Origin of the sequence: Verrucosispora sp. WMMD703, assembly GCF_049178935.1 — a bacterium.
Classification (GTDB): domain Bacteria; phylum Actinomycetota; class Actinomycetes; order Mycobacteriales; family Micromonosporaceae; genus Micromonospora; species Micromonospora sediminimaris.
On the sequence record NZ_JBMHMM010000004.1, the window covers coordinates 4,266,987 to 4,280,436 of the forward strand.

Below are 13,450 nucleotides of genomic sequence, written 5' to 3' on the forward strand. Positions count from 1 at the left end.
GTACACCGGGGGGTATTTCCGGGCGGCTGACCGCGAGCGACCGGGAGCCATTTGCGGTTCGCCGATTCCTGGTCAATACTCGGATCCAGATACCCCCCGGGGTATAAGCCGAGCCTGAGGATGGAGTGTCCCGTGACCGCCAGGAACAGTTCCCCGACCATCGACGTGCCCGCCGCGCGGGCCCTGGTCGCCGACAACCCCGACGTGCTGATCGTCGACGTACGCACCCCGGGCGAGTTCGAGACCGCGCACGTGCCCGCCTCGATCAACCTGCCGCTCGACCAGGTCGACGCGCACCTCGGCCGGATCGTCAACGACGCGGGGGGCCGGATCCTGCTGATGTGCCAGTCCGGCAACCGGGCCACGACGGCCTGCGCCCGGCTGGCGAACGCCGGCCTGACCGATGCCACCGTCATCACCGGCGGCATGAACGCCTGGGTCGCCGCGGGCGGACCGGTCGAGCGTGGTCGGCAGCGGTGGAGCCTGGAACGCCAGGTCCGCCTCGTCGCCGGCGGGGTGGTGCTGCTCGCCGTCGTCGCCAGCGTCTGGGTGCCCGCCGCCCGCTTCGTGGCCGGCTTCATCGGCGCCGGCCTGACGTTCGCCGCCCTGACCGACACCTGCGCGATGGGAGCGATGCTGTCCCGGCTGCCCTACAACCGCGGCGCCGGTTGCGACGTCGACCGGTCCCTGGCGCGGCTGCGCAACGATCGGCAACAGGCGTGAACGGTACGGAGTACGTCCGGCAGGACCGCTCCGGCCCGGCCCGGGTGGTGCCCCTGCTCGGATGGTTGCGCCACTACGACCGTCGCACCCTGCGCCACGACCTGATCGCCGGTCTGACCGTGGCGGTCATGCTGGTGCCGCAGAGCATGGCCTATGCCGCGCTGGCCGGTATGCCCCCGGTCACCGGGCTCTACGCCTCGGTCGTGCCGCTGCTGGTCTACGCGCTGCTGGGTAGTTCCGGATCGTTGGCGGTCGGGCCGGTGGCCATCACCGCGTTGATGACCGGCACCGCGCTCGCTCCGCTCGCCGACGGCGACCCCGCCCGCTACGCCGCTCTCGCCGGCCTGCTCGCCCTGCTGGTCGGCGCGATCCAGGTGCTGATGGGTGTGCTCCGGCTCGGCGCCCTGGTCAACTTCATGTCCCACTCGGTGCTGTCCGGCTTCACCTCCGCCGCCGCGATCGTGATCGCGGCCAGCCAGGTGAAGGACCTGCTCGGACTCGACGCGGGGCGGGCGGAGACCTTTCCGCAGATCGCCGCGTCGCTCTGGCGGTCGGCCACCACCGTCCACCCGCTGACGGTCCTCGTCTCGGCGACCAGCGTCGCCGGTCTGCTACTGGTTCGCCGCTACCTGCCGAAACTGCCCGGCGCCCTGCTCGTGGTGGCGGGCGTCACCGTGGCCAGCGCCGCCTTTTCCCTCGGCACGCACGGCGTGCGGATCCTCACTGAGGTCCCCGGCGGGCTTCCCGCCCCCGCCGTCCCCGCGCTCGGCGGCTCGGACGTGGCGGCGTTGCTGCCGGCCGCCGTGGCGATCGCCCTGGTCGCCTACATGGAGGGCATCGCCGTGGCCAAGTCCCTCGCGGCGCGGAGCCGCCAGCAGATCAACCCCAACCAGGAACTCGCGGCGGTCGGTTCGGCAAACGTCGCGGCCGGCCTGTTCCAGGCGTTTCCGGTGGCCGGCGGCTTCTCCCGCAGCGCGGTGAACTACTCGGCCGGGGCACGCACCCCCTTGGCCAGTGTGGTCACCGCCCTGATGGTGGCCCTGACCGCGGTGTTCCTCACGCCGGCCTTCCACCACCTGCCCAAGGCGGTGCTCGCCGCCATCGTGGTGGTGGCGGTGCTCGGGCTGGTCGACCGCCGGTCGGCGGTGACCGCGTGGCGGACCCGCCGCTCGGACGGGCTGACCCTCGCGCTCACCTTCGCGGTCACCCTGCTGTTCGGGGTCGAACCCGGTCTCGCCGCCGGCGTGACCTTCGCCCTGGCGGTCTTCCTGTGGCGTTCGGCCCGGCCGCATCTGGCCGAACTCGGCCGGGTGCCGGGCACGCAGACGTACCGCAACGTGGCGCGCTACGCGGGCCTGATCACCGACCCCCGGGTCGCGATCGTCCGGGTGGACGGGCCGCTGTACTTCGCCAACGCCCAGTTCCTGGAGGACCGACTGCTCAGCCTGGCCGAGCAACGGCCGGAACTGACGGCACTGGTGCTCGACGCCAGCGCGATCAGCGACGCCGATGCCGACGGTGCCCACGCCGTCGCCGAGTTGCACAAACGTCTCGCGTCCCGGGGCGTGGCGCTGCACCTGGCCACGGTCCGTGGGCCGGTGCGCGACCTGCTCGGGCGGGCGGGCGTGTGGCAGACGGTGCACAGCGGCGGTCAGGTGCACCCCGACCTGACGGCCGCGGTGGCGGCCAGCGGCGGCGGGGCGACGCAGCCGGTGGTCGACACACCCGCACGGCCGCCGTCGCCACAGGAGGTGTTCTAGCCGTGCCCGACCGGTTCGCCACGCTGCTGAGCTGCATCGACGGCCGCATCCAGCGTCCCCTCGACGAGTGGGTGAAACGGCATCTCGACGTCGAGTACCTCGACACCATCACCGAGCCCGGGCCGGAGGCGCTGCTGGCCACGACGGGTGAGTCCCGACTGGACACTCTGCTGGAAAAGGTGCGGGTCTCCCAGCGGGCACACGGCAGCGCGACCCTGGTCGTCGCCGCGCACTCGGACTGCGCGGGAAACCCGGTGAGCGTGGCCGAGCATCATCGTCAACTGCGCGCCGGCCTGTCCCGGTTGGCCACCCGGCTGCCGGGCACCCGCATCCTGGCCGTGCACGCCGGCCGATGCGGCGAGCGGTGCTGGGCACCCGAACTCGTCGCGGAGGTGATCCCGCCGAAGACCGGACCGTAGCACTGTGCCCACCATATACCCCCAGGGGTATGGCAGAAGAAGTCCCGTCGACCGTTCTCGTCATGAAGGAGTTTGACCATGCTGTTCACCCAGTACTACCTGGACTGCCTCTCCCAGGCGTCGTACCTGATCGCCGACGACACCACAGGTCGGGCGGTCCTGGTCGACCCACGCCGCGACATCGAGGAGTACCTCACCGACTCCCGGGCCCGGGGGCTGACCATCGAGGGCGTGATCAACACCCACTTCCACGCCGATTTCCTCGCCGGGCATCTGGAGGTGGCGGCGGCGACCGGCGCCTGGATCGGGTACGGCCGACGCGCCGAGACCGAGTACCCGATCCGCAAGCTGACCGACGGCGACCGGATCAGCCTCGGCGAGGTCACCCTGCAGATCATGGAAACGCCCGGCCACACCCCGGAGTCGGTGAGCGTGCTGGTGTACGAGCACGCCGAGGACACCGTGCCGTACGGCGTGCTGACCGGCGACGCGCTGTTCATCGGCGACGTGGGCCGGCCCGACCTGCTCGCCTCGCTCGGCGTCACCGCCGACGAGCTGGGCAGCATGCTCTACCACAGCGTGCACCGCAAGCTGATGGCCCTGCCCGATGCGGTGCGGGTCTTCCCGGCCCACGGCGCGGGCTCGGCCTGCGGCAAGAACCTGTCGACCGAGCGGCAGTCCACCATCGGTGAGCAACGCCGCACCAACTACGCCTGCGCGCCGATGAGCGAGGACCAGTTCGTCGCGCTGGTCACCGGCGGTCAGCCGGCGGCACCCGGGTACTTCGCCTTCGACGCGGTGCTCAACCGCAAGACCCGCGAGCTGTTCGACCACGCCCGCGCCGCCCGGCCGCTCACCCCCGCCGAGTTCCTCGCCGCCCGGGCCGACGGCGCCATCGTCGTCGACACCCGCGACCCGCACGAGTACGCCGCCGGGCACCTCCGTGGCGCGATCAACATCCCCGCCGACGGCCGCTTCGCCGAGACCGCGGGTAGCGTCGTCGCGCCCGAGCGCACCATCCTCGTCATCGCCCACCAGGGCCGCGAGGAGGAGATCGTGACCCGCCTCGCCCGGATCGGCTTCGACCATGTCGCCGGCTACCTGCGCGATCCCGAGGACGCGTTCCGCGAGATGGTCGCCGACCTCACCCCGGCCAGCCGGGTCACCGCCACCGAGCTGCGCGAGTCCCTCGACCGGACCGAGCCGCCGCGCGTGCTCGACGTGCGCAACGCCGGTGAGCGTGAGCAGGGTTCCATCGCCGGGTCGCTGCACATCCCGCTGGCCGAACTGCCCCGGCGACTCGACGAGGTGCCCGACGACCGGCCCGTCGTCGTGCACTGCGCCGGCGGCTACCGCTCCTCGGTCGCGGCCAGCCTGCTGCGCCAGGCCGGCCGTACCGACGTCGCCGACCTGCTCGGCGGCTACGGCGCCTGGCAGGCGCTGCGGCAACCCACCGCAGCCTGAGCCCGACCGGTGCGGGCGTGACCGCTCCTGTCGCGGTCACGCCCGCACGCTACCCGGCCGCGCGCCGGCCGGTTCCCACGCCGCGAACGGCCCGAACCGCGGCCGGACAACCGGAGACCGGGCCGACGGGAACGGCTCAGCCGTGCAGCTTGAGAGCCTGGTGCAGCTCGTCGTTCTCCTCGGGAGTGCCGATCGACAGCCGGACGCCACCGTCGATCACACTGCTGCGGTCCCGCAGCCGGATGCCCTGCGCGGCCAAGGCGCCGCACAGCCGCTGCGGATCCTCGGTCCGCAGCAGCAGGAAGTTCGCGTCCGACGGGAACACCTCGATCACTGCCGGCAGCTGCGCCAAGGCGTTGCGCACCCGGTCCCGCTCGGCGACGATACGCTCGATGTTGCGCCGACCGTGCGCGATGCCCGCGGGTGAGATCGCCGCGCCGATCGCGCGGATCGCCGTGACGGTGAGCGGGTACGGCGGCATGATGCGACGGAGGACCCCGACGACCTCCGGGTGGGCGAGGGTGATGCCGCAGCGCTCACCGGCGAGGCTGTACTCCTTGGACAGCGAGCGCACGACGACGAGATTGGGATGGCCGGCGATGTCGCCCGCGAGTGACGGCTGTCCCGAGTAATCGAGGTAGAGCTCGTCGACCACCACCATCGCCCGGCCGCGTAGCCGCTCGGCGAGCCACAGCACGGACGCCCGGTCCATCAGGTTGGCGGTCGGGTTGTTCGGCGAGCAGACGAAGACGAGCTTGATCCCGGGATCGGCGTCGCAGGCCGCCAGCATCGCGTCGGTGTCGAGCTGGTACACCCCGGGCACGAGGGGCACCCGGCACACCGACGCACCCTGGATGGCCGCAGCCGTCTCGTACATGACGAAGGTGGGCGGTGTGATCAGGATGCCGTCCCGGCCGGCCGCACAGAACGCGCGGACCAACAGGTCGATGGACTCGTCCGCGCCACGCGACAGGAAGAGCTGCTCCACCGGCAGGCCGTAGATCTCGGCGAAGCGGCTCAGCAGCGACGGCGGCTGCGGTTCCGGGTACCGGTTGAGGCCCTCCTGCTCGGGCCCGCCCGGGTACGGCGGGTAGGGGTTCTCGTTCGCGTCGAGGTGGACCCGGGCGACCTGCTCCGCCTCGACGCGCGCCGAACTGTAGGGCCGCATCGCGTAGATCTCGGGCCGGACCAGCGAAACGATGTCATCCACGAGCTGCGCGATCCTCTCCGGCCGGGCCGGGGCCGCCCCCGGTAGGCGCAGGGTACCGTCCCCGGCCGGTCGGCCGGCCCGTCGGTGGGCGCTTGTCGATCCCGCGGTGCGGTACCGTCGTTCAACCTGTCGCCGGGCGTGACGGCAGCAGCGTGAGCGTCCGGTCTGCCGCGCCCTGCGGCCCGGCGAGCGGAACCAGGTAGGTCTGCCCCTGGGCATGGACCGGCGTCTGGTCGTCGTAGTGCGCGGAGCCGGGCAGCCCCGAGCTGCCGTGGCGCAGGACGTCCCGCAGCAGCGGCCCGGCGGGGTCGACCTCGGCCACGAAGCGCCAGGGTGCTCCCTCGATCGCGGCGCCGCTGCGATCCGGGGTCATGAGGCAGACCGAGTGGCCGCTGCCTCCGACCGGGGTCTCGTCGCCGCCGAAGAGTCCGCGCAGCCCGGGAAGCGCCTTGGCGATCGGATGCCGGTCGTTGACGCGGTGCACCGCGTCGTAACGCCAACCTGCCGGGTCCGTGCCGTGTGCGGTGACGATTCTCGCGATCGCCGTCTCCAGCGCTTCGGCGACGACGACCGGAAGTGGCTCGGTCTCGCCGAGTTGCCGGCGGGCCTCCGCGTCGAGAATGAGATGATCAACTTGCAGGGTCAGATCCGGCATGCTGGTAGCCAGATCCGCACCCAGTGGTTCGGTCACCCATCGGTCCACCAGGGCCTGCAGCAGCCGGAGAAAGACAAGTGGCGCCGGCTGCTCGCCTCGGGCGTGGCCGTCCCACTCGCTGAGCAGGCGGTGCCCGGTCCCCGCCAGCGGATCCGTGGGCGGGCGGGCAGCCAGCGCGTCCAGCAGCACCGGCAGCACCCGGGCCGCCCTTCCGTCAGCCAGGTCGTTCTGCCAGCGCGCGCACTCCTCAGCCGAAATCGACCCGTCACGGATCAGCTGCTCGATGCGTTCGGCCCGGTACGGGGCGACCCAGTCGACGCCGACGTGGACCTTCGCGTCGTCCGGCACCAGTTTGTGGTTCGCGGAGATGATGTAGCCCTCGGCGGGGTTGACCGTCTCCGGCAGCTCGTCGAAGGAGAGCAGATCCTGCCACGACTCGGCGACGTCGCCGAACGATGCTGGGGCAAGCCCGCTGCCCGGCCGTCGCCGCGGCACGTTCCCGGCGGTCTTGAGCGCTATGACGTCGTCGGCGGTGGCCACCACCACGTTGAGCACCGGCACGCCGAAGTCCCGCAGGGCCGCCCGGAAGCGGGGATAGGTCTCCGCCCGCCACATCCGCAGACAACCGACGATCTCGGTGGAGGGCACGAAGCCGCTCCAGAAGAGGCCGAGCCGGGCGGCGCCGTCCGGACCCGGCGCGTCGAACTCGACGTGCCGCTGCCCGCCCGCGGCCCGGACCGCGACGTCCGCGCCGCCCCGGACCGAGATGACGCTCTCCTGCCGCCAGGTCGGCCGCGCTGCCGGGCCGTCGAGCAGGCAGAGATCCTGGGTGTCGACAGTGGCGTTGGTGATGCCCCAGGCCAGCCGGCTGTTGCTGCCGGCGATGAGTCCGGGCAGTCCGGGGACGGTGATGCCGTACGCCGTCGCCGGCTCCGCCGACAGCAGCAAACCCATCTGGTACCAGATGCTCGGTTGGGTGAACAGCACGTGCGGATCGTTGGCCAGCAGGGGCGCGCCCGAGCGGGTGAGTCGCCCCGAGACCGCCCAGGCATTGGATCCGGGGGACGTCTCCCCGTCCAGCAGCCCCCGCAGCCAGGCACGGGACTGCTCAGGCAACTCGACGACCGGGGCGGACTCGGACGCTCCCGGGCGGCCGAGGCGCATGTCGACGCCCTGCCCCGGACGCCTGATGGTCACCGCGCCGTCGATCGGGTAGCGCGGCGCGGAGAAGGAGGCCGCGTAGCGGGGCCGCTCCGCCGCGAGTCGCATGCGGAAGACCTCCTGCCGGAGGTTGGTGCCGAGGTCGAACCCCAGGTGCTTGACGATGAGCACGGAGTCGAGCGGTGTCCAGGGTTCGGGTCGGTAGCGGAGCAGCAGAAACTCCACCGGCAGACCGGCCCGCCGCCGGAGCCGGCGGATCGCCGCGTTGACGCCGTCGCTGAAGGCCACCAGGCAGGCGTACGACGCACGGTCCACCAGTTCCAGCGACTGGCGGGCCACCCGTTCCAGAGCGAGCCTGCGGGCCCGTACGTCCTCGGGCACGACCGTCTCGCCCAGCACCTCCGCCAGTCGGCCGCGGGCTCGTCGCCGGAGCACGTCCATCTGCCACAGCCGGTCGCTGGCCTGCGCGAAGCCGCTGGCGAAGTAGAGGTCGCGCTCGTCGTGGGCGATTATCCACGGCACCCCACGGTCGTCGCGGCGCACCATGGCCCGGTCGGTCAGGCCGCTCAGCCGCACCGAGCCACGATCGGCGTGTGCCCGCACGGCCGGCGTGCGCAGCAGCCGCAGCGCCCCGTCGCGTACCCGGTCACGTCGCGCCATCGCCGACCGCCGTCCGAGCCCGAGGGGTGGCCTTGCCCATCTGAAGACCGGGCAGGTTACGTCCCACCAGGAGGTAGATCAGGACACTGATCACCGCGAAGACGCTCACCCCGAGGAACATCGCCGTGCCGCCGTAATGCGCCAGGATCAGTCCACCCGTGAAGGGTCCGATGAAGCCACCGAGCTGCGCGAAGGTCTGTGCCCCGAAGTAGCTGCCCCGCCGGTCCGGGGGTGCGATCCGGTCGATGACGGCGAACTCCGCCGGGATGATGAAGGTCTCCCCGATCGTGAAGATCACCATTGCCGCCACGAACTGCCAACCCGGACCGGCGAAGGCGAAGCCCACCATGCCCGCGACGAGGAGCACCCCGCCGATGACGATCGACCGCACCGGGTCACGCTTGCGCGCGTACCGCGAGACGAAGAGTTGGACGACGACCACGGTGACGGCGTTTGTGGTCAGCACGTAGCCGAGGATCTTCGTGCCGTCGGCGAATCCGGCGGAGAGATGCTGCGCCAGCAGCGCCGAGATCTTGCTGTGTACCGCCTCCAGCAGGAGACCCGCGGCGATGAAGCAGAGCAACCGGAAGTCCCGGACGACCACCCGGAAGCTGTCCCGCAGCCCTTCGAGGTGGGTTCGGAAGCCGGTGCTGGGCTCCTGCTCCAGCACCGCAGGTGTCATCGGTGGCAGGAACAGCAGCGTCAGCCCGAACAGGCAGAGATAGACCGCGTAGACCGCCGCGCCGACCAGGAAGGCCACCCGGCCGCCGGAGAGGCCGGCGTACGCGCCCAGCAACGGCCCCACGGCGAACCCGACGTTGACCGCCATGTACTGGTACGAGAACCATCTCAGCCGGTCCTCCGCCGGCAGCAGATCACTCAGCAGCGCCTTCGCCACCGGGTTGAAGGTGCTGCTGCTGAGGGCCAGGGCGGCGTTGATGAAGAAGACCGCCAGCACCCCGTTGCTGAAGTAGAAGGCCACGAAGGAGGCGATGACCCCGGACAACGCGAGCAGCAGCAGCCTGGTGCGGCCCAGCGCGTCGGAGAGTGAGCCACCGACGAAGCCGGCGAAGATCGAGAAGAAGACCGACGACCCGATGATGAAGCCGATCGTGGTCGGGGTGAGTCCCAGCTCCCGATGGAGGAAGATCGCGAGGAAGGGGATCGCCACCGAGTTCGCCAGACTCATGATCCCGGCCCCGGCGATCAGTAGTCGGGCCAACATCATGGGGCGGGTTGTCGTCGTCATCGGGAGGCCGACCCTGCCCCGTCCGTGGCGACGGGCCCACGCTGACCGAGGAAGCGGCGCATCAGCTCGGCCACCTCGGTGACGTGCGGACGGTAGAGCATCGCCTCGTGTCCGGCCGCGACCGAGGCGTACGTCAACGTCTCCCCGGCGATCCGCTGCCAACCCGATCTCGGCTGTTCGCCCTGGTCATGGCGAGTCTGCGCGGCCTCGATCAGCATGATCGAAAGGTCCGGCGGGACCGTGACCGGCGGCCAGCGCAGCGACGACATCCCGCTGAACGCGTCGAACACCTCGGTGAGGTCACCGTTGAGCAGTTCTGGCGCGTCCGTCCCGATCAGCTCCTGGACCTCGGCGAGAATCTGCTCCTCCGGCGTGGTTCGCAGCAGGCTCGGCAGGTCCGAGGGGGCGTGCTCGCGCACCACCGGGAACATCTCCGCCAGGATCGCCAGGAACGAGACGAACTGCTCGACGCGGCTGGTCCCCAGGCGACGCCCCACCGCTTCCGGGTCCACCGAGTCCAGCGCCACCAGGCGGGTGACCGGAACGCCTCGGGCCTGCAGCTCGTGCGCGACGTAGAGGCCGAGCGCGCCGCCGAAGGAGTGGCCCACGAGATCGACAGGTCCGGTGCCCGCCGCCGCGGCGATCACCTCGGCGCATCTGCTGGCCAGCGCGGTGACGGTGCCGTCGCCCCCCTCCTGGAACAGCTCTCTGGTCGACACCGCGAAGAACGAACGATCGTCGAACATGGCGCTCAGCTGGGCGAAGGAGGTACCAAGACCGAGCACCCCGGGAAGCGCGAAGATCGGCGTGGCGCCCTCGGGCCGCCGACGCAGCGCCAGCAGCCGCCGGGTGCCGCGTATTTCCCGGCCGAGCAGGGCCGCCACACTGGACTGCGGCTCCGCCAGGGCACGTCGCAGCAGGTCGACGTACTCGTCGGCGCAGGACTGGATGGTCGGTCGGTCGAACAGGTCGGGGTTGAAGTGCCAGCGCAGTTCGAGGTTCCGGCCGATGTCGAAAACATCGAGCATCAGCTCCGCCTGGGTGTCCTGACTCGGTGACGGAAGCAGGTCGACAGCAAGTCCGTCCAACTCGATGCCGCCGCGTTGGTCGTCCTGGTAGGCGAACATGATCTGGAAAAGCGGTGAGTGGGCGGTCGAGCGGGCCGGATTGATCCGGGTCACCACCATGTCCAGCGGCACATGCTGATGGTCGAGGTCGAGCAGTGCCTCCTCCCGGACGTGCTGCACGTAGCTCAGGAAAGTGGGGGCGTCGTCCACCCGGGTCCGGCGTACCAGGGTGTTGACGAACATTCCGATGAGTCCGTCGAGTTCGGTGCCGTTGCGGTTGGCGACCGGAGTACCGACGACCACGTCACCGCTGCCCGACCGCTTCGCCAGCAGCATCGCGAACACCGCGTGCAGCAGCACGAACGGGGTCCCCCCAGAGGTTCGGGCCAGCGCTCGTACCGCCTCGGTGAGCCGCGGGTCGAGCCGCTGGATGATGCTCTCACCCGCATGGGTCGCCTCGATGGGGCGGGGCCGGTCGAGTGGAAGGCCGTGCACGAGTGGCAGATCCCGCAGACGTTCCTCCCAGTAGCCGAGGTCACGAGTCGCCTGCGGGCTGTCGGCCCAGCGCGTCACGCTGTAGGAGTAGTCGGCGTAGGTCGCCGGCAACGGCGGTAGCTCGGCCTGATCGGCTGCGAGGCCCTGGTGGAAGGCGCGGTACAGATGGCCGACCTCGCGGGCGAGGATGCCGATCGACCAGCCGTCGGAGGCGACGTGGTGCATGCTGATCAGCAGTGCGTGCGTGTGGGGCATCAGCCTGATCAGGCGTACCCGCAGCATGTCGTCATGTTCCAGGTCGAACGGACGGCGTAGTTCCTGCTCGGACAACCGCTCGGCCACTGCCTTCAGGTCCGCGCCGGGCGGCACCTCCGCCGTCTCGACCGCCATCCTGAACTGGCCGGCGGGACGGACGACCTGCACGATGCCGCTGTCGGTCAGGCGCAGGACCGTGCGGAGGGCGGCATGCCGGTCGACGATGGCCCGGAAGGCCCGTTCCAGCGCGTCGACATCCAGCTCACCCTCGATCAGGGCGGTCTGGTGCAGGTTGTACGCGGCGCTGTCCCGCTGCAGCTGGGCCAGGTAGTACAACCGTCCCTGGGGGTCGGTCACCGGCACCGGCTCGCCCGGTGGCACGCGGTACAGCGGAATGCCGCCACCGCCCGAGGTACGCCCGTCGGCGCCGCCGCGCCGGACGAGTTGGGTGAGCCCGCGTACGGTCGGGTCGCGCAGGAAGAGACGCAGCGGTATGTCGACGCCGAACTCGCTCCCGATCCGGGCGACCAGCCGGATGGCGAGGATGGAGTGGCCGCCGAACTCGAAGAAGCTGGTCTGCGGATCGACCCGCTCGATGCCGAGCAGGCCGGCCACCACCTGTGCCACCCGGTCCTCGTCGACGTCACCGCTCGACGCGGTCGACACCGGCGCGGCGATCGGCGCCGGGCCGTGCTCGGTGTCGGGTAGGAGCGTCGCTTGGGCGGGATCCGGCAACGCCCGCCGGTCCACCTTGTCGTTCTGGTTGAGCGGCAGGGCGTCCAGGGTGACGAAGACACTCGGGATCATGTACGCCGGCAGCGACGCGGCCAGCGCACGCCGCAGGGCGACGGCGGTAAGTCCTGGCTGGCTCGGCACCAGGTAGGCCACCAGCGCGGTGCCACGTTGTGGTAGATCACGGGCGACAACGGCGACCGCGGAGACCGAGCCGAGAGCGCGCAGGGCGGTTTCCACCTCGCCGAGTTCGATCCGGAATCCGCGGATCTTGACCTGGTCGTCCTGCCGGCCCCGGTACTCGTACTCGCCGGTCTCCATCAGCACGGCCTGGTCGCCCGAGCGGTAGCCGCGCTCCCCCGTCGCCGGCAGGCGCACGAAACGCGCCCGATTCAGTCTCGGGCTGCCGAGGTATCCGCTGCTCAGCGCGGGGCCGGTAATCACGATCTCGCCCGGCTGGCCGGCCGGCACCTCGTTGAGGTCGGCGTCGACGAGGGTGAACCGCAGATCCGCCAGCGGCACCCCGATCAGCGACCGCCCCTGATCCAGGTCCTCCCGCCGCACCCGCCGGTAGCTGGCGTAGACGGTGGTCTCCGTCGGACCGTACATGTTGATCAGTTGTGGTTGCTCGTCGCCGTACCTGGCCACCCACGGCCGCAGGTCGGCGAAGTGCAGCGCCTCACCTGCGCTGATGACGTAGCGCAGCGGCAGTCGACGGTCGCGGGTGGCGTCCTCGGCGATGAGCTGGTTGAGCGCGGTGGGCGTCTGGCACAGCACCGTGACCCGCTCCCGTTCCAGCAGGTCCCAGAGGGCTTGGGGGTCCTGGGCGGTCTCTCTCGGCACGATCACCAGGCAGCCGCCGTACAACAGCGGCCCCCACATCTCCCACACGGACACGTCGAAGGCGAACGAGTGGAACATCGCCCACACATCATCCGGACCAAACCCGAAATGACGCTCCGTCACCCCAAAAAGCCGCAACACATTACCGTGCGAAATCTGCACACCCTTCGGACGCCCCGTCGTCCCCGACGTGAAAATCACATACGCCCGATCATCCCCACCCGAATCCGCCACAGCCACGTCCACCGGACCACCGGCCAAACCCTCATCATCCACAAGCACCGCCGGCACACCCTCCGGCAACAACCCCACCAACCCACCACTGGTCACCACCACCGACGGATCAGCATCATCCACAATCAACTCCAACCGACCCGCCGGAGTCCCCACATCCAACGGCACATACGACGACCCCACCCGCAACACCGCAAGCACCGCAGCAACCATGTCAACAGAACGATCCAACAACACACCCACCGGCCGCGACACATCCACACCCGCAGCCCGAATCGCCCCCGCCAACACCCCCACCCGACGATCCAACTCCGCAAACGTCACACCCCGACCACCACACCGCACCGCCACCCGATCCGGAAAACACCGAACCGACTCCCCAAACCCCGCCACCAAACTCCGCGCCTGCCCCACCGACGGCACGCTCCGGCCGATCCGCGCGTCGCCATCGGTGACCGTCGAATCCGACTGACTACGCTGAATCACCCGCTGACGCAGAAGATCTGCAAGAACCTGATTCACG

Annotated in this window: 8 protein-coding genes; 4 read left to right on the forward strand and 4 right to left on the reverse strand. The window is 70.6% G+C overall.

Annotation, left to right across the window (positions count from 1 at the left end):
- Positions 1-120: 120 nt before the first annotated feature.
- From ACN26Z_RS20060 to ACN26Z_RS20075, 4 genes are all read left to right on the forward strand, one after another.
- The gene (locus tag ACN26Z_RS20060) at positions 121-723 is read left to right on the forward strand and encodes a rhodanese-like domain-containing protein (RefSeq protein ID WP_421462802.1); all 603 of its coding nucleotides are present in this window, start codon (positions 121-123) and stop codon (positions 721-723) included.
- The gene (locus ACN26Z_RS20065) at positions 720-2,483 is read left to right on the forward strand and encodes a SulP family inorganic anion transporter (RefSeq protein ID WP_282237955.1); all 1,764 of its coding nucleotides are present in this window, start codon (positions 720-722) and stop codon (positions 2,481-2,483) included. Before ACN26Z_RS20060 ends, ACN26Z_RS20065 begins: the two co-directional genes overlap by 4 nt.
- Before the next feature lie 2 nt (positions 2,484-2,485).
- Positions 2,486-2,902, forward strand: a complete 417-nt coding sequence (locus tag ACN26Z_RS20070; protein ID WP_282237954.1) for a carbonic anhydrase — start codon at positions 2,486-2,488, stop codon at positions 2,900-2,902.
- A 78-nt stretch (positions 2,903-2,980) separates the two neighbouring features.
- The gene (locus ACN26Z_RS20075) at positions 2,981-4,366 is read left to right on the forward strand and encodes an MBL fold metallo-hydrolase (RefSeq protein ID WP_421462804.1); all 1,386 of its coding nucleotides are present in this window, start codon (positions 2,981-2,983) and stop codon (positions 4,364-4,366) included.
- Positions 4,367-4,502: 136 nt separating this feature from the next.
- Here ACN26Z_RS20075 and hisC read toward each other — a convergent pair whose 3' ends face one another.
- From hisC to ACN26Z_RS20095, 4 genes are all read right to left on the reverse strand, one after another.
- Positions 4,503-5,576 carry a histidinol-phosphate transaminase gene (gene hisC / locus ACN26Z_RS20080; protein ID WP_421462806.1) on the reverse strand — a complete coding sequence of 358 codons (1,074 nt, stop codon included), beginning with the start codon at positions 5,574-5,576 and terminating at the stop codon, positions 4,503-4,505.
- Between the two features lie 121 nt (positions 5,577-5,697).
- Positions 5,698-8,052 carry a penicillin acylase family protein gene (locus ACN26Z_RS20085; protein ID WP_421462807.1) on the reverse strand — a complete coding sequence of 785 codons (2,355 nt, stop codon included), beginning with the start codon at positions 8,050-8,052 and terminating at the stop codon, positions 5,698-5,700.
- A complete protein-coding gene (locus ACN26Z_RS20090; RefSeq protein WP_198413237.1) occupies positions 8,039-9,301 on the reverse strand; it encodes an MFS transporter in 1,263 nt (420 codons plus the stop codon). Before ACN26Z_RS20090 ends, ACN26Z_RS20085 begins: the two co-directional genes overlap by 14 nt.
- Positions 9,298-13,449 carry an amino acid adenylation domain-containing protein gene (locus tag ACN26Z_RS20095; protein ID WP_421462809.1) on the reverse strand — a complete coding sequence of 1,384 codons (4,152 nt, stop codon included), beginning with the start codon at positions 13,447-13,449 and terminating at the stop codon, positions 9,298-9,300. The genes ACN26Z_RS20090 and ACN26Z_RS20095 overlap by 4 nt, the downstream gene beginning before the upstream one ends.
- Position 13,450: the final 1 nt, after the last annotated feature.

Coding starts and splice junctions, on each gene's coding strand:
- ACN26Z_RS20060 (WP_421462802.1), top strand. CDS start 121: ATGGAGTGTCCCGTGACCGCCAGGAACAGTTCCCCGACCATCGACGTG.
- ACN26Z_RS20075 (WP_421462804.1), top strand. CDS start 2,981: ATGCTGTTCACCCAGTACTACCTGGACTGCCTCTCCCAGGCGTCGTAC.
- ACN26Z_RS20085 (WP_421462807.1), bottom strand. CDS start 8,052: ATGGCGCGACGTGACCGGGTACGCGACGGGGCGCTGCGGCTGCTGCGC.
- ACN26Z_RS20090 (WP_198413237.1), bottom strand. CDS start 9,301: ATGACGACGACAACCCGCCCCATGATGTTGGCCCGACTACTGATCGCC.